The 24941-nt window shown below is 40.1% G+C and carries 23 protein-coding genes and 1 pseudogene; 12 read left to right on the top strand and 12 right to left on the bottom strand.

Annotation, left to right across the window (positions count from 1 at the left end; all coding sequences use genetic code 11):
• Positions 1 to 4: 4 nt before the first annotated feature.
• From cobW to ACMUMJ_RS03265, 6 genes and pseudogenes are all read right to left on the bottom strand, one after another.
• Complete coding sequence (cobW, locus tag ACMUMJ_RS03290; protein WP_414677372.1) at positions 5 to 1078, bottom strand: cobalamin biosynthesis protein CobW; 1074 nt, start codon at positions 1076 to 1078, stop codon at positions 5 to 7.
• Positions 1079 to 1112: 34 nt separating this feature from the next.
• Positions 1113 to 1886, bottom strand: coding sequence for a precorrin-4 C(11)-methyltransferase (gene cobM / locus ACMUMJ_RS03285; RefSeq protein ID WP_414677371.1), 774 nt, complete (start codon positions 1884 to 1886; stop codon positions 1113 to 1115).
• Positions 1887 to 1936: 50 nt separating this feature from the next.
• The gene (gene cobJ / locus ACMUMJ_RS03280; RefSeq protein WP_414677370.1) at positions 1937 to 2713 is read right to left on the bottom strand and encodes a precorrin-3B C(17)-methyltransferase; all 777 of its coding nucleotides are present in this window, start codon (positions 2711 to 2713) and stop codon (positions 1937 to 1939) included.
• 115 nt (positions 2714 to 2828) lie between these two features.
• Positions 2829 to 4106, bottom strand: a complete 1278-nt coding sequence (locus tag ACMUMJ_RS03275; RefSeq protein ID WP_414677369.1) for a leucine-rich repeat-containing protein kinase family protein — start codon at positions 4104 to 4106, stop codon at positions 2829 to 2831.
• A gap of 33 nt (positions 4107 to 4139) precedes the next feature.
• A complete protein-coding gene (yjjG, locus tag ACMUMJ_RS03270) occupies positions 4140 to 4817 on the bottom strand; it encodes a pyrimidine 5'-nucleotidase (RefSeq protein WP_414677368.1) in 678 nt (225 codons plus the stop codon).
• A gap of 64 nt (positions 4818 to 4881) precedes the next feature.
• Positions 4882 to 5214 (bottom strand): annotated as a pseudogene (locus tag ACMUMJ_RS03265) (M24 family metallopeptidase); the annotation flags it as partial.
• A gap of 128 nt (positions 5215 to 5342) precedes the next feature.
• On the opposite strand from ACMUMJ_RS03265, the gene ACMUMJ_RS03260 reads away from it, so the two are divergent.
• The 8 genes from ACMUMJ_RS03260 (at position 5343) to ACMUMJ_RS03225 (ending at position 13435) form a co-directional block, all read left to right on the top strand.
• Positions 5343 to 5792 carry a GNAT family N-acetyltransferase gene (locus ACMUMJ_RS03260; protein ID WP_414677367.1) on the top strand — a complete coding sequence of 150 codons (450 nt, stop codon included), beginning with the start codon at positions 5343 to 5345 and terminating at the stop codon, positions 5790 to 5792.
• Between the two features lie 394 nt (positions 5793 to 6186).
• Complete coding sequence (locus ACMUMJ_RS03255; protein ID WP_414677366.1) at positions 6187 to 7002, top strand: lipase family protein; 816 nt, start codon at positions 6187 to 6189, stop codon at positions 7000 to 7002.
• 149 nt (positions 7003 to 7151) lie between these two features.
• Positions 7152 to 7694 (top strand): inosine/xanthosine triphosphatase, encoded by a 543-nt coding sequence (yjjX, locus tag ACMUMJ_RS03250; protein WP_414677365.1) that lies wholly within the window; start codon positions 7152 to 7154, stop codon positions 7692 to 7694.
• 85 nt (positions 7695 to 7779) lie between these two features.
• Positions 7780 to 8301, top strand: coding sequence for a YHS domain-containing (seleno)protein (locus tag ACMUMJ_RS03245; RefSeq protein ID WP_414677364.1), 522 nt, complete (start codon positions 7780 to 7782; stop codon positions 8299 to 8301).
• A gap of 237 nt (positions 8302 to 8538) precedes the next feature.
• Positions 8539 to 10305: a gamma-glutamyltransferase gene (ggt, locus tag ACMUMJ_RS03240; RefSeq protein WP_414677363.1), complete on the top strand. Its 1767-nt coding sequence runs from the start codon at positions 8539 to 8541 to the stop codon at positions 10303 to 10305.
• Between the two features lie 357 nt (positions 10306 to 10662).
• Positions 10663 to 11229, top strand: a complete 567-nt coding sequence (locus ACMUMJ_RS03235; RefSeq protein WP_414677362.1) for a cytochrome b — start codon at positions 10663 to 10665, stop codon at positions 11227 to 11229.
• Positions 11229 to 11807 carry a YceI family protein gene (locus ACMUMJ_RS03230; RefSeq protein WP_414677361.1) on the top strand — a complete coding sequence of 193 codons (579 nt, stop codon included), beginning with the start codon at positions 11229 to 11231 and terminating at the stop codon, positions 11805 to 11807. Before ACMUMJ_RS03235 ends, ACMUMJ_RS03230 begins: the two co-directional genes overlap by 1 nt.
• A 521-nt stretch (positions 11808 to 12328) precedes the next feature.
• Entirely contained in the window at positions 12329 to 13435 is a 1107-nt protein-coding gene (locus ACMUMJ_RS03225) for a GGDEF domain-containing protein (protein WP_414677360.1), read from the top strand.
• A 134-nt stretch (positions 13436 to 13569) separates the two neighbouring features.
• Here the strand turns inward: ACMUMJ_RS03225 and ahpF are convergent, their stop codons facing one another.
• Together ahpF and ahpC are read right to left on the bottom strand one after the other, a co-directional pair.
• Complete coding sequence (gene ahpF, locus ACMUMJ_RS03220; protein WP_414677359.1) at positions 13570 to 15159, bottom strand: alkyl hydroperoxide reductase subunit F; 1590 nt, start codon at positions 15157 to 15159, stop codon at positions 13570 to 13572.
• Positions 15160 to 15466: 307 nt separating this feature from the next.
• Positions 15467 to 16036 carry an alkyl hydroperoxide reductase subunit C gene (ahpC, locus tag ACMUMJ_RS03215; RefSeq protein WP_414677358.1) on the bottom strand — a complete coding sequence of 190 codons (570 nt, stop codon included), beginning with the start codon at positions 16034 to 16036 and terminating at the stop codon, positions 15467 to 15469.
• A 297-nt stretch (positions 16037 to 16333) separates the two neighbouring features.
• On the opposite strand from ahpC, the gene ACMUMJ_RS03210 reads away from it, so the two are divergent.
• The 3 genes from ACMUMJ_RS03210 (at position 16334) to ACMUMJ_RS03200 (ending at position 18384) form a co-directional block, all read left to right on the top strand.
• Entirely contained in the window at positions 16334 to 16540 is a 207-nt protein-coding gene (locus tag ACMUMJ_RS03210; protein ID WP_414677357.1) for a hypothetical protein, read from the top strand.
• A 307-nt stretch (positions 16541 to 16847) separates the two neighbouring features.
• Positions 16848 to 17795, top strand: coding sequence for a pyridoxal phosphate-dependent aminotransferase (locus ACMUMJ_RS03205; protein WP_414677356.1), 948 nt, complete (start codon positions 16848 to 16850; stop codon positions 17793 to 17795).
• Entirely contained in the window at positions 17782 to 18384 is a 603-nt protein-coding gene (locus ACMUMJ_RS03200; protein WP_414677355.1) for a LysE family translocator, read from the top strand. The genes ACMUMJ_RS03205 and ACMUMJ_RS03200 overlap by 14 nt, the downstream gene beginning before the upstream one ends.
• A 329-nt stretch (positions 18385 to 18713) precedes the next feature.
• Here ACMUMJ_RS03200 and folE2 read toward each other — a convergent pair whose 3' ends face one another.
• The gene (folE2, locus tag ACMUMJ_RS03195) at positions 18714 to 19604 is read right to left on the bottom strand and encodes a GTP cyclohydrolase FolE2 (RefSeq protein ID WP_414677354.1); all 891 of its coding nucleotides are present in this window, start codon (positions 19602 to 19604) and stop codon (positions 18714 to 18716) included.
• Positions 19605 to 19647: 43 nt separating this feature from the next.
• On the bottom strand, positions 19648 to 20874 hold the full coding sequence (zigA, locus tag ACMUMJ_RS03190; RefSeq protein ID WP_414677353.1) for a zinc metallochaperone GTPase ZigA: 1227 nt from the start codon (positions 20872 to 20874) through the stop codon (positions 19648 to 19650).
• A 365-nt stretch (positions 20875 to 21239) separates the two neighbouring features.
• Here zigA and relB point away from each other — a divergent pair, with 365 nt between their 5' ends.
• On the top strand, positions 21240 to 21413 hold the full coding sequence (gene relB, locus ACMUMJ_RS16870) for a type II toxin-antitoxin system RelB family anti-toxin (protein WP_527195814.1): 174 nt from the start codon (positions 21240 to 21242) through the stop codon (positions 21411 to 21413).
• Between the two features lie 93 nt (positions 21414 to 21506).
• Here the strand turns inward: relB and ACMUMJ_RS03185 are convergent, their stop codons facing one another.
• Together ACMUMJ_RS03185 and ACMUMJ_RS03180 are read right to left on the bottom strand one after the other, a co-directional pair.
• Positions 21507 to 23387: a methyl-accepting chemotaxis protein gene (locus ACMUMJ_RS03185; protein ID WP_414677352.1), complete on the bottom strand. Its 1881-nt coding sequence runs from the start codon at positions 23385 to 23387 to the stop codon at positions 21507 to 21509.
• A gap of 716 nt (positions 23388 to 24103) precedes the next feature.
• Entirely contained in the window at positions 24104 to 24865 is a 762-nt protein-coding gene (locus ACMUMJ_RS03180; protein WP_414677351.1) for an AAA family ATPase, read from the bottom strand.
• Positions 24866 to 24941 lie beyond the last annotated feature (76 nt).

Raw genomic sequence — 24941 nt, 5'->3', positions numbered from 1 at the left:
AACCTTAACCGACTGTCGCTGTAGATAATGCTGTTTCAATATCGGCCTTATTTAAGCCTTTACCAATAAACACCAACTGCGTTTGGCGTGTCTCCTCTGGTGCCCATAGACGGTCAAAATGGCGCTCTAAACGCTCACCCACCACCTGAAAAACTTGACGCATAGGTTTACTGGAAACCGCTGCAAACCCTTTTACTCGATAGATGTTATTTTCCGTCACGAGTTGATTGAGAACTGTCTGCAAGGCATCGGAATCCACTTCACCTAAAGATAACACAAAAGAGTCAAAATGATCGTGTGCGTGGTCATGCTCTTCACCATGCGCATGATGGTGATCGTGGTGATTATGGATATGGTTAATGTGTGTTTCTGTTGCCGATTCCATTCCTAATAACATGTCTAAAGGCGCGATACCATGATCAACATAAGCTGTTTTGACTTTCGCTGGCACTCTATGAGCCACAACCTTCTCAACGTTTAATTTTTCTGCTTCCGTCAATAAATCATTCTTACTCACGATCACAAGGTCAGCAGCACTTAATTGATCGTCCAATAATTCCTGTAAACTTGGGTCGTGATCTAAACTTTCATCTGCTAAACGCTGAGCTTGTACTTTGCCTGCATCATGAGCAAAACGACCTGCCGCAACCGCAGGGCCATCCACAACCGTAATAACCGCATCAACCGTGCAATACTCTTTAATACCTGGCCAGTTAAAAGCTTGCACCAAGGGCTTAGGTAAAGCCAAGCCACTGGTCTCAATCAAAATATGGTCAATGTCATCACGACGGGCAACCAATTGCTCCATAACAGGTAAAAACTCTTCTTCCACTGTGCAGCAGATACAGCCATTCGCCAGCTCATAGAAACCTTCTTCCGAACGAGTCTCACTGCCATCTTCACAATCTAACGGGCAAGAACGTAATAATTCGGAATCAATGTCCAACTCGCCAAATTCATTCACTATAACAGCAATGCGCTTTCCAGCGGCTTGTTTTAGTACATTCGATAATAGCGTGGTTTTACCGCTGCCAAGAAAGCCAGTAACAATCGTTGTCGGTATTTTATTTAGTTGCATGGTATTTACTCTTAATTAGATTCGTCTGCGCTTATTACGCTTGCTTTTTGTGTTTCACTTTACGATAAATGTGCGCTTGGTCTTTGTCGTACAAATAGGACTCATCAAAATCCTCAGTATCCAATACATGCCCAACAAGAATTAAACTCGTTCGAGTAAATTTTTTCTCTCGAACCTTTTGAACAATGTCAGATAAGGTACCAGTCACATAATCTTGATCTGGCCAACTGGTACGATAGCAAACCGCAACGGGGCATTCTGCACCATAATGAGGGATAAGTTCGTCTACAATTTTGTGAATCCGCGTTACACCTAAATGGATCGCCAATGTCGCGCCACTTTGTGCCAACGCAGGCAAACGCTCTCTTTCAGGAAAAGGTGTTTTACCTTCATAACGTGTCATAATGACCGTTTGTGACACACCTGAAAGCGTTAATTCTTTTTTCAATATCGCGGCCGACGCAGCCACTGCACTCACACCGGGAATGATTTCATAGTCAATGCCCAATTGATCCAAGCGACGCATTTGTTCGCCTGTTGCGCCATATAAAGAAGGGTCACCTGAATGCAAACGCGCCACGTTTTTATTGTCTTTAAACGCTTGCTCTATTACGGCTGTTGTTTCATCAAGATTCATCTGCGCCGTATCCATGATACGTTCAGCGGACTCCTCAACACCTTCGACCACGTCGCGGGGAATCAACGAACCTGCATACAAGACTACAGGGCAAATAGACAATGTTTTTACGGCCTTAACTGTCATTAAATCTGGATCACCCGGCCCAGCGCCGATAAAAAATACTTTCATTTTTCTCTTTCTCACCGCTTTCAAAAGCGGCCTTGGTTTTAGTAAATTGTTTACAGTTTCTTTGAATACCCACGAGGTGTATAGATCCAGTGCTTACTGCTATTCACAATATGACGCGATTCACTGTTGCCAACACTGACCATAGTAAACATATCCACTTGCCTCGCATCCAATTCGCCCAAAGTAGTAAAGGTAATGTCTTCTTCAGGACGAGTAAGCTGACGGCCAATCATTACTGGCGTAGAGGCAGGGCGATATTGCAACAATACATCACGAGCATGATTTAGTTGCCAGTCTCTTTTACGTGAAACAGGATTGTAAAATGACACAACAAAATCCCCCTCGCCCGCGGCATGAATGCGTTTATCAATGGTTTCCCAAGGCGTTAATAAATCCGATAAGGAAATGGTACAAAAATCATGCCCTAACATGGCCCCGACTCGGCTGGCTCCAGCTTGCATTGCTGAAATACCGGGAACCACTTCAATATCCACATTCAACCATTCAGGGTGAGATTCGTTACCTTGCAACTGCTGATCGAGCAATTCAAACACCAAGGTCGCCATGGCATAAATACCAATGTCACCACTGGAAATAAGTGCCGTTGTTTTACCTGACGCAGCCAAGTTCAACGCCAAACGAGCACGACCAATTTCTTCACCTAACGGTAAATCATGATGTTGTTTACCATCACAAATTTCACCTAATAAATCCAAATAATAACCATAAGCCACCATATCAGAACTGGCTTTTAATGCCGACAACGCCTTCGGTGTAACCAGATCCAAATCACCTGGTCCCATGCCAATAACAAACAATTTACTCATAAAAGGAGGGATTCCAAAATAGTATGGTCTTCATTGTACCTAGCCTTCTCTATTTCACTACTGAAAAGCATTAACAACGACATGAGAAGACTTCAGGTTCACGATAAGAAAGAGGTTAACCGATATTAAACATGCGACGTTTTAGATCATAATAAGCGTCTGTCTGCTTATCTTCGTCATTACATAGGCCTAGCATGTCTTCAATAAAATGCGTCATCGCTCTTTGCTCTATCCGTTGAATACCATGTTGTTGATACATGGGTAATACGTCGTATTTTGACGCGGCACCAAAATCTCCAAATAAAATCCGACCATCCGGATCAATCAAAACATTGTGCGCATAAAGATCCCCATGAGAAATACGCTTGGCTTTTAAATGCGCCATCACGCTGTCCATTTGAGCAATGATATTTTGGATTTCAGCAATAGAAAAACGCTGATCTTGAGTAAAGGTATCACGGCTGCAGGTTTCAAAAGTAGGTGGTTGCCCTAGATTTCTGAACGTTTCAGGAATCAATTCCATAATCAATGAAGACTGATTTTCTTCCGCTATTTTTGCCAACGGTTTTACGATATTTTGATGGTGCCCTACAGATAAGCATGCATCCAATTCATCTTGCGGGTACCCATCGCTCGTCACTTGCCCCCTAAACACTTTGACTGCAACGTCATCATGCGTAGTTATTAAATTATTTTCTTCAGTAGCCTTCCAAGCAGCACGAAAAATAACACCTGAAGCCCCTTTTCCAAGCACGTCTCCCCACTCTAGCTGATCACTAGAAATCGTTTGAACGTCAGCATGTTCGTCTCTTTCTTCGCAAAAAGGGTTACCAGAAAAAGCCAACCACGCCAAACGAGGCAAGCTTAATAACAAATACGGAAAGTCTGTCAGTTGATTGGCAGATATCCTCAATAGGGCTAAGCTTTTACAGCGAGCAATGGATTCAGGTAACTGAGTTAAGCGGTTACCCGTCAACATTAACTTCTCTAATCGGTACAATTCGCCCAATTTCTCAGGCAATTTTGTAATTTGATTGTCGGTCAATATCAACCAGCGAAGGTTTTCTGATAATGAATTTTCTGACACCTCAGTAATTTGATTGTGTTTAAAACCAACCATCTCTAAAGAATCACACACCCCCAACCCTTCGGGTAAATGCGTAAATCGATTATTGGAACAAAATAAAATACGCAGCTTGGTCAAACGTGAAAGATCAGCAGGCAAATCTGTTAAAAGATTATTGGATAAATCCAGTACCTCTAACGTTTCTGCTAATGAGAAAATTTCTCGAGGAAAGTCAGTCAATTTTTCCGATAGCGTTAAGTGAGTTAAGCCTGTCAACTCACCGTTTCGTAATTGCTCTACCGTATGGGGTTGGTCTAAATTGTCCAAAAGTCATGTCCACCTAAAATCAAATGGACGCTATTATGCCTGAATCAAGAAGCGTTTTAACTCATCATGGGAAGAAACTTCAAAGGTTGCAGAAAAGTTTTCGGTATTACTCAAGGAGTGAGGGTTATACCAACAGGTATCGATGCCCGCATTCAAACCACCTAACACGTCCGATGTTAAGGTATCACCAACCATAAGAATTTTGTCCTTCGCGGGGTGACCCATTTTTTCAAACGCAAATTCAAAGATGCCCTTATTCGGTTTGGCTACACCAACCTGTTCAGAAATAGCTAAAAACTCAAAGGTATGCTGCAATCCATTACGCTCCAAGCGGCTCTGTTGTAAATCCGTAAATCCATTAGTGATAATAGCCAGTTTAGCCTGACCTTGGAGGGCGTTCAGCAAATCCAGTACACCATCCAGCGGAGTACAAACCTGTGTCATTGCCTTCAAAAACGCCGCATTTAATGTCATTTCGCTGACATTTAATCGCTTTGCCCATTCTGAAAAACGACGATTTTTTAAAGTTTCTGCGTCTATTTCATCATTTTGATACTGCACCCAAAGGGGCTTATTCAGCGCTTGATACTCATCGTAATCTGCTGCTGAAAAATCCACATCAAATTCAATAAACGCCGTTCTTAACCCTTCAAATGCATTGAAATGAAACAGGGTTTCATCCGCATCAAACATTATCCAATCGTACTGCATGCCTGTTCCTGCTAATTGTTAACATCTGGCTTATTTTGCCACGTATAACTTACAGCAACATCAACTAATTTAAAGCGTTTTCTTCACTTCTTAATGTCAGCACTTCATAACCATCTTGAGTAACTAAAACCGTATGTTCCCATTGTGCTGACAGCTTTTTATCTTTCGTCACAACCGTCCAATTATCTTTTTTCAATTTCGTTTTTGCACTGCCCTGATTAACCATAGGCTCAATGGTAAATGTCATTCCTACTTCTAAAACCACACCCGTATTCGGTCTTCCATAATGCAACACTTGGGGCTCTTCATGCATTTCTCTGCCAATGCTATGGCCACAATATTCACGAACGATACTAAAACCCGCCGATTCAACCTGTTTCTGAATGGCATGCCCTACATAAGCTCAAGAGCCAATTGGGAAGAGCTTGATAAGGTATTGCCTCAATATGATGCCTTTGAATCCTCTCGTGAATCAAAATAATATACTTAAGCACATTTTTATACAGAGCCATAGCAGGAGAGACAATGAGTAACATCATAAATAAAGACCGTATAGTCATTCAAGAAGACGATGAAAACATCGTACATTTTATTGAAAGCAAACTGCTTGAATCATTACACGAAGCACTTCCACAATCCCTCAATACTGGCTTCGTTTTGTCGGCAAGAGATAACACCGAAGAAAGTAAAATACTTGGTGGAATTACCGCAAGTACGTCATACAGCTGGCTATTAATAAAAATCCTGTGGGTCGATATAACTGAAAGAAACTCAGGAATAGGTCGATCGTTAATGAAAGAAGCGGAACAAAAAGGCAAAGCGTTAGGCTGTCATTCAGCGTGGCTAGATACCTCCAACCCGGACGCCATGAATTTTTACTTAACGCTTGGGTACAAGGTATTCGGAGAATTATCCAACGATGACAATCAAAATCCACCCACCCATAAAAGATGGTTTATGAAAAAAACACTGTGAGTTGATGACTAATGGCCATGATTAATCGATAGATAACACAAAAACATCAAGCCCTTATTTATTCTCTTTGTCGATAAGCGTCATAGTAGTCTTCCATATAACGCTCCCACACAGGTGGAGAACCTATGACTTCCTGTACAACCTCTATATAACCTATACAAAAGAATCATACGCACTACGGCCTAATTTTACTTCAATATCAAATACATATAGTACCAACAGCAAATGCATTTTTTTGAAAATGTGCCATTCTACCACTCTACTATTTTATTAGATAAATAGTATTTGATCATTACTCACTCAAGTGCTAGCGTTCCTTTAAAATTGTATTCACAAGCAGATCAACAATAAATAAAGAGACACCAATTTATTCTATAAATATGGAGATCACAGTATGAAAGCCGTTTCACCTTATAAAACATCGCTGGATTCAGGAAATGCCTATTGGATGGCGACACTTGCAAGTGAAGTCTATTTATCCATTTCCGAGGGAAATAAAAAGCCCGATGAAATCGGAATATTACGTAATTTAAAAGCAAAAGATGAGCAATTTATATCTGTTTTCAGCGCAGATAAAAACAGCGCTCAAGCGGCCTTAATCGAACACGAGAACTATTTAAGTTTCGCATTTAGAGGCACCGATGAAATTGCGGATTGGATTGACAACATCAATGCATTTTCCACTCAAGCTCTATTTGGCTCTTTCCATCGAGGCTTTTGGAACGCCTTAATGGATGTCTGGGCCGTTTTATACGATCGTTGTAACATGCTTCAGCAACAGAAAAAAAGACCTGTTTTCTTTACTGGACACAGCTTAGGTGGTGCCATGGCAACCATTGCCGCAGCCCACTTTATCCAGCAAGACAAACCTTTTAGCAGTGTTTATACATTTGGACAGCCTCGTGCGCTTACCCGAGAGACAGCACAGCTTTTCAATATGGAATGTCAATCTCGTTTTTTCCGTTTTCATAACAATAATGACCTTGTTACCAGAGTACCCGCTCGTCTAATGGGATACAGCCATGTTGGTAGCTATCTGTATATATCAGAAGAAAAAGCCATCCATCGCGAGCCCGGATTCTGGTTCCGCTTTATTGACTACGTTGATGGTGCCGTCAGCGCAGCCAGTGAAGAAGGCATCGATGGAATAGAAGATCACGGAATGGAACATTACTTACATGCGGTTAAACAATGGGATTTAGCTGCTTGAAATAAAAAGTGTCGCACTTCGAACTTGAATTCAGGAGTAAACAAAGGGATTATTGCAATTTACACTTACCTTAATGCAGAAGATAGTGAACAATCAGATCTTCTCTAGCCATTTATACATAAGGTAAAACTAGAGGTTTTAAACAAATCATGTCGTTATTGAAAGTGATCGTTGGCTCAACGAATCCAGTTAAAATTAGTGCAGTACAAACAGCCATGGCGCGTCTTCATCCGCAACTTGAAATCGATTGTCGAGGAATAAAAGCACCGTCTGGCGTGCCTATCCAACCAATAACATCAAAAGACACACGTGAAGGCGCTCTCAACAGAGCCAAGTATTGTAAAAATCAATTCAATTCAGAAGATGAAATAGATTACTTTATTGCCTTTGAAGGCGGTGTCGATATTTTTGAAGATGGGCCAGCGACCTTTGCCTATGTTGCCGTTCTCTCATCAAACCAACAAAGCATTGGATGCAGCGCTCGATTGCCCCTTCCTTTGGCGATTTATAATGACCTTATTGAAGGCACAGAACTTGGAGATGTGATAGATAGACGATTCCATACCCACAATATAAAACAACAAGGCGGAGCAATTGGCTTATTAACCAATCACGGCGCAACACGTGTGAGTACTTATACCGAAGCCCTCATTCTGACAATGGCCCCGTTTCTTCATCCAGAACAATATTAATTTTGAGTGCAAAAGCAGTAAGAAAAAGCCACATAAAAAGCGAAGAACGAAACAGTCCAATCACATATCAATTCATTAAACACTATTGGAATACAGATCTAACCATTCAGTTAGTAGGAGTAAACCCATAAAATTAACAACCTTAATCTCAGCCGCTTTTATCAGTGTCTTTTTCGGTATCAGTACGCTATTTGCACAGCCTGTAAGTACAGGCTTTTGGGGTAATACCGCCATTGGTGGTCATGACGCTACAGCTTATTATAAAACTAATAATATAGGCCGTACTCCAACAGAAAAAGGACAATCACTCTATACCGTTTTATGGAAAGGTGCTGAATGGCATTTTGCAAGCCAAGCGTCTGCTGACAAATTTTTAGCCTCACCAGAAGCCTATGTTCCTAAATACAATGGCCACTGTGCCAATGCTCTTAGTTTGGGAGAAGGACTAATCAGTACAAATGGAAAAGTATGGGAATTTTTTGGTGATGAGCTTCATCTATTTTTCGCAGAACGAGGGCGCCAACGCTGGTTAAAGGGTGATTGGAAATCGTTTCAAAAAGAAGCGAACTTAGCATGGTCTCAAGAAATAAATTCAGCGATAAACTAATCGAGCAAAAAACACTTATCGACTCAATCAAATCGTCGCTCTGCTCCTCTTAGTATTATCGACATAAAGGTAAAGCGGCACTGTTTTGTTCTATTATCTCGAACAAAGCCAAACCATTAATCTTGACTAAATAACCATTCTCTTTTTATTTTTCATTTTTTAGGCCTATTTCTTGCTTTTCAATCAAATTGAATTGTGTTTTGATCAAATGACAAAAAACGAAAGAGGAAGAGCAAAATGGCATTACCTTTTAAAAAGCTAGTCATCAGCATCGGGTTTTCCAGTCTGATGATGGGCTTATCTTCAACCGCACTGTCTTCTGCGCAAAACGCAGACGCAGTGGCCCCAGAAGCAGCCAGCGGTGTTATCCAAAAAGAGTTAGTTGAATCCAATAAATTCATGGTTGCAGCAGCCAACCCAATCGCAACTCAAGCAGGATATGACGTATTAAAAGCAGGCGGCTCAGCCATCGATGCTCTAGTGGCAGTTCAAATGATGTTAGGCTTGGTTGAACCTCAATCTTCTGGCATTGGCGGCGGCGCGTTTGTGGTTTATTACGACGCAAAAACCAAGAAATTAACCACGTTTGATGGCCGTGAAACGGCTCCTTTAGAAGCAACGCCTGAATTATTTCAAGACGGAACAGGCAAAACACTAAAATTCTATGACGCTGTTGTTGGTGGTCGCTCCGTTGGTACACCGGGTACTGTCAAATTAATGGGCGATTTACACGAAAAATTTGGTCGTTTGTCTTGGCATCATTTGCTACAACCAGCAATGGACACAGCTAAAAATGGTTTTGCTGTTTCCGCCCGTCTTTCAAGTTCTATTGATGGCAGTAAAAAACGCCTAATGCGTTATCCAGAAACAAGCGCTTACTTCTTAGATGACGAAGGTAATGCCCTTCAAGAAGGCACTATTCTAAAAAATAAAGCCTATGCAGAAACCATGGCCACATTAGCCACACAAGGTGCCAATGCGTTTTATACAGGCTATATAGCAGACGATATTGTTAAAAAAGTTCGCGGCATCAGTGATAATCCAGGGGTGCTGTCAAAAACCGATTTTACAAATTACACAGTTAAAGAGAGAGCACCAACTTGCTTACCTTATAAACAGTTTGATATTTGCGGTATGGGGCCTCCAAGTTCAGGCGCTCTCACCGTAGGACAAATTTTAGGCATTACCAGCCACTTTGACTTAGCAGGTATGGGGCCAGAGTCTGCTGAAGCATGGCAGATAATCGGTGACGCGTCTCGTCTTGCCTTTGCCGATCGTGGGCGCTACATGGCAGATACAGACTTTGTTCCTATGCCAGACGGCTTACTTGATGCCACTTATCTAGAAAGCCGAGCAAAACTCATTACCCCAGGAACGGCTTTAGAAAAAGTTGAAGCAGGTGAACCTCAATGGAGCATGCCGATCGCTATGGCAGACGACATTTCAATTGAGCTTCCTTCTACTAGCCACATCTCCATTGTAGACGGCGAAGGCAACTCGGTTTCTGTCACTACTACGATTGAGAACGGTTTTGGCTCTAATGTCATGAGTAATGGCTTCTTACTGAACAACGAGTTGACAGACTTCTCCTTTGCAAGTCATAAGGACGGGTACCCAATTGCCAACCGTTTAGAGCCGGGTAAACGCCCTCGCTCATCCATGTCACCAACCATTGTTATGAAAGACGACCAGCCTTATTTGGTTGTAGGTTCTCCGGGTGGTTCTCGTATTATTGGCTATGTTTCTAAAACCATTATTGCGCACATGGAATGGGGCATGGACATCCAATCTGCGATCAGCTTACCAAATATGTTAAATCGTTTTGGTACCTATGATTTGGAAAAAGGCACGTCTGCCGAATCTTTTGAAGCACCGCTAACGGCAATGGGGTTCAAAGTAAACGTACGTGATTTAAACTCTGGAATTCAAGGTATTTTAGTGCAAGAAGGCAAACTCTTAGGAGGTGCAGACCCTCGTCGTGAAGGCATTGTACTAGGTGACTAATTCGACTTAAATACAATTAATCTCAACTAGAGGCCCGCGTTTATTCATAATGAACGCGGGCTTTTTGTTTTCTTGAATTCAAGTCCGCTTTAGCAATAACACGTTGAACTTATCCATTAATCATCTGTCTCACCATATAGACACAAACAATGCCAACTCATATTCATATCACATAATATATAAATATCCGAATGCGTTATTTGTGTAACCTATGTAAGAAAACCGTCAAGAAAATTCAGGAAGTTGAATTAATTAATTAAATTAAGCTCATCTTGATTACAGCGGTTTTTTTTTATTTAGACTAACAGGCATCAAGTTTTACAATTACACAGAATTACAATAATTATTTGGTACGGTATGAGCGTTATTAATCACTATAAAAACACCAATACTCAGTTTGGGTGGGTAACTATTGTCATTCATTGGTTACTTGTCTTGCCTATTATTGGTCTTTTTTTCTTAGGCGATTATATGATGGATCTCTCTTATTACGATTCGTTTTATACACTTGGCCCTAAGATTCATGAAGCTGTCGGTATTCTTGTTTTATTCATTATGCTTTTTCGTGTTGTTTGGAGAGTCCGTAATGTTTCTCCAACTCCGCCAAAGACAAACTCACAATTTGTTAATATTGCCAGTAAACTAGCCCATCTCGGTATGTATGCCATTCTCTTTTTAATTTTAATTACAGGATTATTAATTTCATTTGCGGGCGGCCAAGGGCTAGAAATTTTTGATTGGTTTATCATCCCTGGTCCTAATGAGTTTTTTGAAAACCAAGCAACTCTTGCTGGTAATGTTCACCGTTTAGCGGCTTTAGGTCTCATGGCATTAATTGCTTTGCATACATTAGCCGCACTAAAGCACCACTTCATTGATAAAGACACCACTCTCACTAACATGTTAGGAATCAAGGAAAAATAATGAAAACTTTAATTAAAAGCACGTTATTAGCCGCCGTTATTGCTAGCAGCACCTTCGTAGGCGCCGCTACTTATAACATCGATGACTCTAAAGCAGGCGCACACTCACAAATTGATGTGCAAGTATCACACCTTGGTATTAGCTGGGTAAAAGGTCGCTTTGATGATTTTTCTGGTACTTTTGAATACGATAAAGACCGACCAAATGACTCAAGCATCAATGTGACAATCGATACCACAAGCTTTGATTCGAATCACGCAAAACGTGATAAACATATCATGAGCTCTGATTTCTTAGATGTAGATAAATACCCTCAAGCGTCATTTAAAAGCACAATGATCAAAAGTATGGGTGATGGCAAAGTTACTGTAACAGGTGACTTAAACCTACATGGTGTAAGTAAATCCATTACGTTTGATGCAAACTTAATTGGCGAAGGGAATTCTCCTTGGGGCGATTACCGCGCAGGGTTTGAAGGCAGCACGGACCTTAAATTTGCTGACTTCAATATCGACGGTTCAAAAATTGGTGCGACCCACTTCACTGTAAATATGTTTTTTGAAGGTATTACAAAATAGTACATACCGTGTTTAAGTAGACTGCATTTTAAAATTAACTGTATTGTCCAAATCTGAATTCAGATTCGAAGTGTGGCATAGTTAGTTTTCTAGTAAAAACCTAATACACTAAAACCTGCTGGCTAAAAAAGGTCTGTGTATTAGGTTTTTTCTTGCTGAAATTTATTACTCATCGTTTCTTCTTTCACTCGTTTAAGCGTCGCATTAAACTATTTAAAAGCACTCGCTCTCTGACCCCATTCTGACCTTATCCATCTGACCACATAAAGAAAGACAAAGTAAAACGAATTGAGAACCGTCCATTGTGTGACAAACGTCTTTTCGAGCTTTATCATTATTGGCCTATCCATCAGTATGTTTATAAAACTAATTGAACCGTTTACGTCTTAGCCATAAACGCCGCCGCTAATGCTAAGAAACATGGCATGGTATCTATGCTATATTGATAAAAATCAGTGCTCATAAGAAAAGAATTTTCTATGCAATGATCTCATTTAACCAAAATCACTAGGTTATGATTTATGATAAGTAGAATTCTCCATCAATACTTACACATTGATACCTCTCATCCAGAATACCGTCACATTGCAATCCTACTTACCTCTATCTTAGTGGTTGCTTTTGGCATGGTTTGCTTTTTAGCACTCAATATTTATCGGATGAAAAATCCAAACATTATTGTCGCTCATTCAATCAGCTTGACCATTTGTTGTATTAGCTTGTATTTAATTCTTAAGAAGCAACAAATTTTTACAGCATCCATGCTTTTTCTTTTAATGATTACAGGGCTGTGTAGCATTGTCATGGTTATGATTGGTAATCAATCCTACGCACTGTCGATTGCTCTGGTTATTCCTGTTATTAGTATTTTTCTATTAAGTTTTAAGTGGGGGGTAATTTATAGCACTCTGTACTTTATGGCGTTTGCTTGGCTCTGTACTAGCCACTTAGGAATATGGCAACCTGCCACCTTTACCAAAATCAGCATTATGCAACTCACTTCCATCTACGTTATTTTGTTTGCTATGGCCTGTGCTTATGAATTCAGCCGAATAGAGTCTCAAAAGCGCTTAAAAGAAACCAATGAGAAGCTCAAAGATCTCGCCTTTACCGATATGTTAACGGGGCTAAAAAATAGAAGGCATCTTGAAAATATCTTACTAAGCTCAACCGATGAGCAGTTTTTTGCCATGATTGACATTGACGACTTTAAAAAAATAAATGACCTACACGGGCACGATGAAGGAGACAGAGTACTCCATCGCCTAGCGCAAATTATGAACCAATCTTTAGGTGAATCAAGTGACGTGGTTCGATGGGGAGGTGAAGAGTTTGCCATACTGTTTCATGGAGATTCTCAAGAAGATTTCATCAATGAAATAGCCACTATGCAGGAAGAGATTGCCCACTATGATTTTGGGTTGAACCGCCCTGTTACATTGAGTATTGGTGCGGGGATATTCTATCCGATAAAGCATAAAGCGTCGTTGCTTGCTATTGATAATGCACTGTACCAAGCCAAGGATTCAGGTAAAAATTGTTTAAAGTTCTCTTTTGAGCAATTAGATCAATCGCCTTTTACTTTCCACTCTCATTCTCAAACACATTCACGGTCTCACACACCCTAACGACAAAAAAAGCGACTAGAGAAAGAGGCAAAAGAAAAGCAACAAGAAGACAGCTTCTTCTTGTTGCTATAACTCTCAATCAATCCAGAGTCTATTCATTTAATAACGATCAACCTAACACTATCAGCTAATGATTAAGCCGCCTGCTCTTTCTTCTCGGGTGCAGATGAACGAATCAAGTGGTCAAAAGCGGCCAACGAGGCGGTTGCGCCTGCTCCCATAGCAATAATAATTTGCTTATACGGTACGGTTGTTGCGTCCCCAGCGGCAAATACACCGCTTACAGATGTCTCACCGCGTGCATCAATTTCAATTTCACCACGTTCACTCAACGCCACATCGCCTTTCAAGAAGTCCGTATTTGGCAATAAGCCTATTTGAACGAAAATTCCCGCTAGTTCGACCTGATGATGCTCACCCGAAACGCGATCTTGGTACCTCATGCCTGTTACGCGATTTCCATCTCCAAGCACTTCGGTTGTCATGGCATTTTTAATAATCGTTACGTTACTTAACGAATTTGCTTTACGAATCAGCACCTCATCCGCTCTTAACGTATCAGCAAATTCAAAAACCGTCACATGCTCAACCAAACCTGCTAGATCAATCGCCGCTTCAATACCTGAATTTCCCCCGCCAATAACCGAGACTTTTTTACCTTTGAATAGCGGGCCATCACAATGTGGGCAGTATGCCACACCACGTCCACGATATTCTTGCTCTCCCGGTACGTTCATTTCTCTCCAACGAGCGCCCGTTGCAACAATCACCGTACGGCTCTTCAATGTCGCACCGCTGGCTAGCTCGACTTCAATCAAACCACTGCTTGATTGATCCGCTGGTATAATTTTTTGCGCACGCTGGTTTTTTACCAAATCCACATCGTAATCAAGAACATGTTGTTCCAAATTCGCCACCAGTTTAGGGCCTTCTGTTGCTTTAACAGAAATAAAGTTTTCAATCGCCATGGTGTCGCTCACCTGCCCACCAAAACGCTCTGCCACCACCCCCGTACGAATGCCTTTTCGAGCAGAATAAATGGCCGATGCGGCACCTGCTGGGCCACCACCAACAACCAGCACATCGTAAGCGTCTTTTTCTGACAGACTCGCAGCTTGTTTTTCACTGGCCCCCGCATCCACTTTATTCACAAGATCGTCCAAACTCATACGCCCCTGACCCAGTAACTCACCATTTAGGTATACCGCAGGTACGGCTAATATATTGCGAGCTTCTACTTCTTCTTGAAATAACGCACCGTCAATCATAGTGTGTTGAATTTTCGGGTTCAGAATCGACATCAGGTTCAATGCTTGAACCACTTCTGGGCAATTCTGACAAGATAGCGAAATGTAGGTTTCAAAAACACACTCTTGATCAAGCTCTTGAATTTGCTCCAAAATAGCCTGCTCTTCTTTTGCAGGGTGTCCACCAGACTGCAACAACGCCAAAATTAAAGAGGTAAATTCATGCCCCATTGGAATGCCAGCAAAGGAAACTCTAGGCGCTTCACCCTGCGCCGAGATGCTCATAGAAGGGGCTTTTTTATTGAAATCCGCTGTTTCTGTTAAAGTGATTTTATCTGATAAAGACGTAATGTCTTGCGCTAGGCTCAACAACTCTTGTGATTTTTCTGAGCCGTTGCTATTAACCGTTAATTCAATTGGGTTAACCAGTTTTTCTAAGTAAGCGCTTAGTTGAGTTTTAATATTGGCATCTAACATGGTTCATTCCTCATGGTCGTTATCTTGTAAGCGTCTTTTTCAATCAAGTAACAAACGATGTAAATTTACTTGATGACGGACTCTGCTTCTTAATGATTTTCAATACAGATATATTAGTAAAAATAATTAAATTATAGAAATTGATAGTTTTAATGATTTAAATATAAAAAACCTATGGCTTACTTTCTGTGAAAAGTAGCCAGCACTTTAGGACGATTGAAAACAAAAAAACCAGCATGAAAGGATCTTCATACTGGCTTAAAAGAGGTTTGCTTCTACCTAGTGCTTTCTTAACGAAAGTATTTGCTTAGATCTTACCCACTAGATCCAATGAAGGAGCCAATGTTTCTTCACCTTCTTTCCATTTTGCAGGGCAAACTTCACCCGGGTGAGCTGCAACGTATTGTGCTGCTTTCACTTTACGAAGCAGATCTTCAGCATCACGACCAATACCTTCTGCCGTAATTTCCATTGCTTGGATCACACCGTTTGGATCAACTAAAAAAGTACCACGATCCGCTAGACCTTGATCTTCACGCATTACTTGGAAGTTACGAGTAATAGCACCTGTTGGATCACCAATCATTGTGTATTGGATTTTACCAATGGTGTCTGAAGAATCGTGCCACGCTTTGTGAGTAAAGTGCGTATCAGTAGAAACAGAGTAAATCTCTACGCCACGTTTTTGGAACTCTTCATAATGATCAGCAATATCGCCAAGCTCTGTTGGGCAAACAAATGTGAAATCAGCAGGGTAGAAAAAGAAAACCGCCCATTTGCCTTTTAAATCCGCTTCCGATACGTCAATGAACTTGCCATCTTTAAAAGCAGATGCGTTAAAAGGTTTGATCTCTGTATTAATTAAAGACGTTGTCATAACTATTTCTCCGATTCATTATTCATTTTAAAATTGGGTAACGAGTGAAAAAGACCGCTCGTTTCGACAAAATTCATATTAATTAAAATGATTGATAATCGGAAATTAATAGTTTTAATGAGTTCAATTAGCGCTCCCTATTGATCAATAGATTTCCAGGTCAGTCTTCAGGCTGACAGCGTTCTAAACCATCCTCAATCACCACAAAATCAAATAATCACACTCAGCAAAGCCTTCGTCTTTTCTGCTTGCGTCACTGTCGTCGTCAGCGTATAAAAGACAGAAGCCTTTTACTAGTTGGTGCAACTTATTGATCTTACAGGGCGTATTGTTCGACATGATAAACGTGGCGCGATTGATTTATCCTTGTCTCCCATACTTCAACGTCTAGGGACCGATTCAGAAAACTGGATAGAAATTGCGACAAAGTTTGAAGAAAATACACATGGCGTCGCTGGCCAAACTCAGAGTATGAAACAGTCAACCCAGAGCAAGACCGAATAAACGGTGCTGCCGATTGTTAGCCTAATTCAGGTATTTTATTGCTCTCACCTCACTAAAATGACATCACAAAAGGGTGATTGATTTTGCTCGTCTAGATTTTCTCGTTTCTACTGAATTACGAGGTTATCGCTGTGTGAAATGACAAGAAATAACTATAAATCCTGATTAATTATTTGAGTTTCGTTGTGTTTTTAATATTATATTGATGCTTTTTTTACTTGGATGTCTTTGATTATCTCAGTCGTCTATCCCTTAATTAAAGAAAATACAGATTAACTGTCGTTTTCAAAGGAAGCATGGAGCTCAAATGGACTATTCTCTTAAGAAAAAACTCGACTTTAAACGTTTTTTCTGCCCCTATTTAGTAAAGTTTGATGAGTCTGGTGATGGCGTCTACGCATCAAAAAAAGCCATGCCAATCAGTATGACGTTAACGACTAACCCTTATGGGTCTAGCCCGACTATCGAAACAGAGCCAGCAGACAAGAACATTTCTTCATATCCTTTTGAACAAACCAAAAAATTACAAAAGAAAATTGCAGAAAAATTATGTGGTGCAGCTATTAGTTATGTCTCTATGGAAAATGAAATATACCTTAATCTAAAGCAATTCAAGCACGTTATTAGAGCAAATACTAAGATCGTTTATCTTTGTAACCCAAACAACCCAACTGGGGAATATCTCTCTCCAGAGTCAATCATTAACAATCTATACAGCGACGATTATATATTAATCGTTGATGAAGCAAATATCGAATTTGGCGGGGAGTCATGTGCAAAATACGTTTCGGACTTTCCTAATTTAATTGTGCTTAGGACGTTTTCAAAAGCCTATGGGATTGCTAACTTACGAGTTGGTTATGCTATTGCTTCACCCGAAATGCTAAGGCTAATAGATCGATCACGTCCTCCTTTTCCAGTTTCAGGAACTGCATGTGACGCAGCCATAAAAGCGATAGATGACAGTGATTTTTTAGTAAACAGCGTCGCTAAAATTCATGCTGAAAAAATACGATTATCATCTTATTTAGAAGCATTAAATTTTACTGTTATTAAAGGAAGTGCAAACACGCTGTTATGTAATAATGAGAATGTAAAAGAACTTAGTGAGGAATTCAGTAATATAGGGATTTCAGTTGCATCAGGAAGTGCATTTGGTCTAAAAAACCACTGGTGTAGAATCGCGCCTCAGCAGATTCACATTAACAATGCCTTCATTGAGAAAATTAAGGAGATGGAATGTGGAAGCGCTTAGTGTATTCTTTTTTAATTGTCTTGCTTTAAGTGCATTACCAGGGCCAAATAATATTCTATGCCTTAATTATTCAGTACGAAAAGGCATGCTGGCGACAATGGTTGGGTGCTTAGGCCGTTTTCCCCCTTACTTATTACTGATGTCGATTTCTGCTTTATTACTTTTTTCGGCTGTTAGTATTGATAAAGGCATTCTCAATTATGCTCAGATTTTAGGCAGTCTCTATATGCTTTGGCTAGGCATAAAGTTTCTATTCTCAAAAGCAGCCACGGTCGAGAGTGGCCAAGATGCTTTCCAGCAATATTTTCGCCAAGAGTTTTTGACCGCGCTATCGAACCCAAAAGCTATTTTGGTTTTTTTATCTATCTTTCCTAACTTCATCTACCCATCGGATAATTTTTTTACTAAGTTCGCTCTTCTAGGAATTATTGCGATGCTCGCAGAATTAACAATGGCATATTCGTATGCTTTTTTTGGAAGTCGGTTTAAAGGTGTTACGCTCATTTCATCTAACATCAATCGAGCCTCGGGTGTCATTGTTCTTGTAATAGCGTTTAGCTTGTTGATAAAAGCGATTAATGAATTATAGCTAGTTATCCGACCATATATTGACGGCTCCCGTATCATCAAGGTCTCACTTAATCGCTAATTTTAACAAAAAATTAACAGGATAGGCATATTAATTCTGACCAATTAATGTCGTAATACTGGACACCTATTACTTTATTGATGTTTCTCTAATCACTGTCTAAACTAAAAAACCAAACTCAAGGATGAGGGAAAATAATGTTAAGGATAAGCAGTCCGTTCTATTTCAATCAACGAAAAAGTCACTACAGAAAACCCACCTAATTATTGGCCTTTGACAACCCATACCTAGGTGGTAAAAACCATTCTATTTAGATCTTCTAAAAGCCTCTACGACCAAGCAACGGCGTCATGTGGGTGTAAACTTTCTAAATGACGTACATTCACTTTAGAACCAGTAAAAGAGCCTCTTAGCTCTGCTTGAATTTTCCGTACAGCATCCTCAACAAACATCAAATTCTGGCCATTTAGTTTTGCAAACGCTTGTTCATCCGCTCGTTTCACCGCCGTTTGAAGCGGTGTTCCTAATGCTTTTTCAATACTATTTATTAGCGACAATAATGAAAAAGTGTTTATATCACTGGGGATTTCAATACAAACAATGGCTTCACTACGTTGACTATGAGGTGTTGCTAAGGTCGCATTTTCCTTTAGCCATTGGCTAACATCTGTTGGACTTATGTTTTCTTGATTTGAAAAGTCCCCTAGAAAACGCTGTTCGATTAATTGTCGAGACAATGCTGCCGAACATGGACAAGTTGAAGAATACTCCACTGTTACAGTCGCGTTGATATATAAGGTGTTTTTAATGATTTGTGCGTCTATACGGACGGGATACGCTTTCCACCCTGATATATCACGAGTAATTAATGCCGGACGACGAATAAGCAGATCAAACTCCAAACGCAGCCGAGCACTGTCTGTCAGACAATCGTGATGCGTTTCAATCATCGAGAGTAATAGCGCTTCTAAACGGCAAGGAGATAGGGCCTTTCCATCACTGAGTGTTGCTAGTAATCGATAAAGCCTCGACATATGAATGCCTTTTACGTGGGCGGCAGGTAAATTCACTTGAACATCAGCACGCGCATGTAACTCTTTTTGATATTCAGCGTCAGCAATCGTAATGGGGAGATCGATTCCCTGCATGCCAACCCACTCTAAAGGGGACTCATTGGACGCCATATCAGAAATAGACACATCAGGAAGTAGGTTGTTCATTGTTTTTTTATTCCTTGTAATGGCTTCTTATCGAAATCAGAAATTAAATGGACTCAGCCCATTCGATAAAAGGGTTTGTCCATGTTTTCCAAACGTCCATTCCTTGAGCAAGCTCCTCATTCGTTAACAGGCAATGATTCAAAGACAGACGCAACGCATCTTCATCCATATCCATACCAATTAGAACCAATTCCTGACGCGCATCACCGACTTTTTCATCCCACTTTTCATAAATCCAAGCGACAGATTCTTCATCAGTAGGCCAATGCTCTTTTGGCACAGATACCCACCAATACCCTGCAGGGCCATGTCTTGCCGCGCCTCCAGCTTGTGACCAACTGCCTGCTTTACTTGGATCACTCGCCAACCAAAAATACCCTTTGGAACGTATGACACCAGGCCAATCTTGATTAATCAAGTCATAGAAACGCTCTGGGTGAAATGGCCTTCTCGCTCTGTATACAAAACTATTAATGCCGTATTCTTCAGTTTCTGGAACATGCTCCCCACGGATTTCTTGCAACCATGCTGGCGCTAAAGAAGCGTCTTCAAAATTAAATAATCCCGTATTTAATATGCTCTCTAATGGCACCTTACCAAATTCAGAAATTTCAATTTTGGCTCTGGTATTCAGGCTAAGAAGAATGGCCTTTAAACGCTCTCGTTCTTCTTCACTCACCAAATCAATTTTATTAATAATAATCACATCACAAAATTCAATTTGCTCAATTAATAAATCAACCACCGTACGATCGTCTTCCTCTCCTAAAGACTCTCCACGTTCTTGTAAACCATCCTGCGAGCTGTAATCACGTAGAAAATTAAACGCGTCAACAACGGTAACCATAGTATCAAGCTGTGCAACTTCATTTAGACAACGGCCGTCCTCCCCTTCAAAAGTAAACGTTTCTGCAACAGGTAATGGTTCTGAAATACCCGTCGATTCAATTACCAACTGGTCAAACCGTCCCTCATTTGCAAGTTTCTCTACCTCTAGCAGTAAATCTTCTCTGAGTGTGCAGCAAATACAACCATTGCTCATTTCAACCATTTTTTCATCGGTTCGCGAGAGTTTGGCTCCTCCTTCTCGAACCAAGGAAGCATCTATATTTACTTCACTCATATCATTCACAATGACCGCAACTCGACGACCCTCACGATTGTTGAGAATATGGTTAAGTAAGGTGGTTTTACCAGCGCCAAGAAAACCCGACAACACTGTAACTGGCAGTTTGTTTGCTCGTTCGTTACTCAATAAATGTTCACTCATTTAATGCCCTACGTAGTGAAAAATAATAAAAATCAAATAAATGTTATATTATAACATAACAAATTAAAACCAATGCGAAGACAAATAGATGAAAGAAGCATGAAAATAAATAAAATCGCTTATACTTAAACAGGGTATCTATGGTAAATACAGAACGCCCACCCAGTTATTTACACACACAAAAATGCGAGCAGTACCATTTTAATTCTTTATGAGAGCCCACTTATATATTTAACCTCTCAACATAGAAAAATTGACTTCTACACACCTGAAGATGGTAAATTTCTAACAGTCGATCACAAAAAAAGATCAAAATTGCAGAGGACTACAACGAGGGCTACCAAGCATTTAAGTTTGGCGCTTTATTGAAAGATACTCGGAAAGAAGCAAGATTAACGCAATTAAATCTTGCGTCTAAATCACATACCCAAAAGAGAGCTATATCTCGAATGGAAAATCACTCTGAAGATGTAAAGCTATCAACGTTAGAATATTTTGTATCCGTTTGGGGTAAAAAGCTAGAAATACGTTTGGTTTGAGTTCAAAGCGGATCGCATAGAACACCGCCATGCAGTTATTGCTTTTAGGGGGATAAAAAAACGTGTCCCCCTAATGCTTTACTTATGAATATATCACACAACAAATTTACTGGTTTCTCGTTGCAAGTCGGAAGATAAACGATTCAGTTCATCCACTTGATTTTCTGTCGACGCGGCTTCCGTTGATAGTTGATCGGCTAGAGACTTGATATTATTCGTGCGAACATTGATGTCTCTACCGATACTAAGTTGATCTTGGGTGACTGAGGAAATACTTTGCGCCATGCGCTCTATTTCTTGTACTGCCGACATAATGTCGTTGATCATGTTTTGCGCTTGGTCTGCATCGTTAACACTTCCTGAGGCTAAATAGGTACTTTCTTTTATCAGCTCAACCGCTTTCATTGATGATTCTTGAATATTAATAATTACTGTCTGAATTTCTGTGGTGGAAGCGCTTGTCCTACTTGAAAGGCTTCGTACTTCATCAGCAACAACAGCAAATCCACGCCCGGCTTCCCCCGCTCTAGCCGCTTCGATGGCCGCATTTAGCGCGAGTAGGTTTGTTTGCTCAGCGATCGATTCAATAGTAGATACAATACCAGCAATGCCTTGTGCTTGTTCATTTAGCTCTGTGACAACGCTATTCGTATCGTTTAATTTGCTAGCGAGGTGTGTGATCGATTGCTGACTGGATTTCATTTGAACAATCCCCTGCCCGCTTAGTGTTAAGGTGCTGGAAATTTGTTGCGTGGTATTTTCAACATTGTCATTAATTAATTGAGTCGAATCATTTAATTTTTCGACAGAGTCAGATGCTTCTACTGTATTTTTTTCTTGCTCTTGAATGCGATGACGATTGGCCAAAACTGAATGCGATAGAGAGTCTGCCTGACCCGTCATTCCACGAGCAACTTTATCCATCTGTTGAATGATGGCATGCAGGTTATCTGTAAAGCGATTAAAGTCACTGGCAACTTGGCCAATTTCATCATGACTGTTTATATTTATTCGACGAGTTAAATCTCCGTCTCCGTTAGCAATGTCCTTAAGTGCTTTTTGTAGAGAGAAAAGATCTCTAAACAGTATATTCACCATCCAGTTCATTAGTAAGACAGCAGCTAAAGTTATAATAATACTGATGATTATAAGAGCATAAAATACAGCCCAATAGTCTTCTTGTTCTGTGGCTAAATCTGCTTCGATGCCGATTACCCATGATGAGTTTCTAATAGGAGTGAAATGCAATATTTTTTCTCCCTTTGGGCTATCAAGCACAACGTACAAACCTTGTTTTAGCGATGATGAATAGTTTTCTTGGGTAAACCCTTTATATGTCTCGAATATTTTCTGCTGTATGAGGTCTTTTTCTTTGTGCGCAATAATTTCAGCGTTCTCATTCAATAAAAAAAGATGGCTGTTCTCTCCAGTATTGATATTAGTGACCGCTGAAAAGAGATTTTTGATTTTTAAATCGACACCAATTACACCTAGTTTTGCGTTAAGAGGCTTCGCAATGGTAAATGTCATTTCTTGGGTGTTTATATCTTTATAGGGGCCAATTAATTCTACCTCATTAGAGGATTGAACCGCTTTATACCAAGGTCGTTGTCGTGGATCGTAGTTGTTTACAAAACGGGACATGCCGTTTGCACCCACTCGTGTTCCATCATTTAGACCCGCATAAATAGAAGAAAAATCTCCCGCAGATACCGCCATATTTAATTGTTTGATAAAAACAACATCGTCTATCGGCTGCTCAGACAACGCGTTTAATATTTTATATTTCGAGTGTATCCAAGATTCAACATTGGAGCTGACTGCATTTGAAACGCCACTGATACGCTGTTGCATATTGATTTCCATAGCAGAAGACAACTTGTTAGTGGAGTAATAGGTAAGTGCAATGCTGGTTAAAAGTACTGAAAATGTCGCAATAAAACTGATCTTTCTTTTTAAAGAATGGCGAAACATATAAACCTTCGTGAAAATATAAGAGAAAAATATGAGCACATAGGTTTGCCTCAGAGAGAGTAAAACCATTTGAAAAAGATAAACGCGCTCAGATCCTTCGAATGCTATAACTACAAGATAACGTTTAATGTAGCATTATATGAGAGAGTGTAAAGTAAAATAATGTAGTATTATATGGGAGACCCCATGGTGCATTTGGAGAATCAAGCGAAAAGAGTAAGTTCTCGCCCTCAAAAAGAGATTACCATTAATGATCTAGAGAAATGCTAACACGATGAGTAACTTACGGACTGTTTATAACAAAGTTTTAGCTTTACTGCACTCTCTTAAACCGATTGACAATTTTTTGAATCAAATCAGGTTGCCAAAGCTCACTGAGAAGAGGCGGTTGACCTTAAGTTGAGCGACAGAATGTTTGCACATTGATTCTGAACATTTTCTTTTTAAACCCTTGCCCACAAAAGTCATTAGACGTATTGAACACTCCGTTTATAACAGAAGCGTTCGACGGCTTAACTTTGAATTGGAAGAACTTAGGCAAAGTATCGTTCGCAACATTTACCTTGAAAGGGATCTTTATATTGTGGAGAGTGTGCCACTAAGAAGTGTGTCTACTAAACCGACCGAATCGAAGTAAAGTGTGCCAAGAACACTCAAAGAGCACCCTAATTTTGGTTGCTACGCGGCCTAAGAATACGGTGTTTTGGATACAAGCATTATTTAGCAAATAGCTCTTGATACATGGACTCTGGATTATTTAAAAACGCCTTCATAACATTGTAATGCTCGGTGTCTTTGTAGTGGATGGGGGAAATGCCTGAGGCATTAATTTGTAGAAGTTGTGCATTAGGATAAGCCATCAGAATCGGAGAGTGTGTTGCAATGATAAACTGTGACTCTTTTTCTATTAATTGATGAATACGACTTAGAACAGCTAACTGCCTAGTAGGAGACAATGCGGCTTCCGGTTCATCTAGAATATACAGACCATTTCCGAAGAAGCGATTAATCATAAGAGATAAAAATGATTCACCATGAGACTGATGGTGGAGCGATTTTCCACCATAACCCTCTTTGATATCTGGTACTGATAGGAAAGGTGATATAGGTTGCTCATCCAATTCATCAATATTTGTTGCTACATTGTAGAAACTTTCCGCTCTCAGAAAAAAACCGTCTCTGAACTTTTTAAATGACTTTGAAAATCGAATGCATTCATGCAGTTGAGAATGCGTATTTCGTGTTCCAAAATTGAAATTTTTAGATCCACCTTCCGCATTAAAACCAAGGCCAACGGCAATGGCCTCGAGTAATGTCGATTTACCACTGCCATTTTCACCAACAAAAATAGTGATTTTTTTATCAAACTCAAGGGAATCAAATTTGTTAATGGCCGGAATTGTAAAAGGAAACTCATTAAAAGAGATAACTTGATCTCTTTTAAGTGTGATTTTTTTTAAGTAAGGTAACTGTTCCATGATAGAGATTCATCTGTGACCTAAAAAGAGTAACACTACTATCTTATAGACAACAGTGCTGGACATCCAGACTGGT

The organism is Marinomonas phycocola, assembly GCF_047525455.1.
In the GTDB taxonomy this organism is placed as follows: domain Bacteria; phylum Pseudomonadota; class Gammaproteobacteria; order Pseudomonadales; family Marinomonadaceae; genus Marinomonas.
This window is presented reverse-complemented; position numbering and strand designations above follow the sequence as displayed.

Excerpts from the sequence above, each read along its gene's own strand:
- cobW (WP_414677372.1), bottom strand. The coding sequence starts at position 1,078 with ATGCAACTAAATAAAATACCGACAACGATTGTTACTGGCTTTCTTGGC.
- cobM (WP_414677371.1), bottom strand. The coding sequence starts at position 1,886 with ATGAAAGTATTTTTTATCGGCGCTGGGCCGGGTGATCCAGATTTAATG.
- cobJ (WP_414677370.1), bottom strand. The coding sequence starts at position 2,713 with ATGAGTAAATTGTTTGTTATTGGCATGGGACCAGGTGATTTGGATCTG.
- yjjG (WP_414677368.1), bottom strand. The coding sequence starts at position 4,817 with ATGCAGTACGATTGGATAATGTTTGATGCGGATGAAACCCTGTTTCAT.
- ACMUMJ_RS03260 (WP_414677367.1), top strand. The coding sequence starts at position 5,343 with ATGAGTAACATCATAAATAAAGACCGTATAGTCATTCAAGAAGACGAT.
- ACMUMJ_RS03255 (WP_414677366.1), top strand. The coding sequence starts at position 6,187 with ATGAAAGCCGTTTCACCTTATAAAACATCGCTGGATTCAGGAAATGCC.
- yjjX (WP_414677365.1), top strand. The coding sequence starts at position 7,152 with ATGTCGTTATTGAAAGTGATCGTTGGCTCAACGAATCCAGTTAAAATT.
- ggt (WP_414677363.1), top strand. The coding sequence starts at position 8,539 with ATGGCATTACCTTTTAAAAAGCTAGTCATCAGCATCGGGTTTTCCAGT.
- ACMUMJ_RS03235 (WP_414677362.1), top strand. The coding sequence starts at position 10,663 with ATGAGCGTTATTAATCACTATAAAAACACCAATACTCAGTTTGGGTGG.
- ACMUMJ_RS03230 (WP_414677361.1), top strand. The coding sequence starts at position 11,229 with ATGAAAACTTTAATTAAAAGCACGTTATTAGCCGCCGTTATTGCTAGC.
- ACMUMJ_RS03225 (WP_414677360.1), top strand. The coding sequence starts at position 12,329 with ATGATAAGTAGAATTCTCCATCAATACTTACACATTGATACCTCTCAT.
- ahpF (WP_414677359.1), bottom strand. The coding sequence starts at position 15,159 with ATGTTAGATGCCAATATTAAAACTCAACTAAGCGCTTACTTAGAAAAA.
- ahpC (WP_414677358.1), bottom strand. The coding sequence starts at position 16,036 with ATGACAACGTCTTTAATTAATACAGAGATCAAACCTTTTAACGCATCT.
- ACMUMJ_RS03205 (WP_414677356.1), top strand. The coding sequence starts at position 16,848 with ATGGACTATTCTCTTAAGAAAAAACTCGACTTTAAACGTTTTTTCTGC.
- folE2 (WP_414677354.1), bottom strand. The coding sequence starts at position 19,604 with ATGAACAACCTACTTCCTGATGTGTCTATTTCTGATATGGCGTCCAAT.
- zigA (WP_414677353.1), bottom strand. The coding sequence starts at position 20,874 with ATGAGTGAACATTTATTGAGTAACGAACGAGCAAACAAACTGCCAGTT.
- ACMUMJ_RS03185 (WP_414677352.1), bottom strand. The coding sequence starts at position 23,387 with ATGTTTCGCCATTCTTTAAAAAGAAAGATCAGTTTTATTGCGACATTT.
- ACMUMJ_RS03180 (WP_414677351.1), bottom strand. The coding sequence starts at position 24,865 with ATGGAACAGTTACCTTACTTAAAAAAAATCACACTTAAAAGAGATCAA.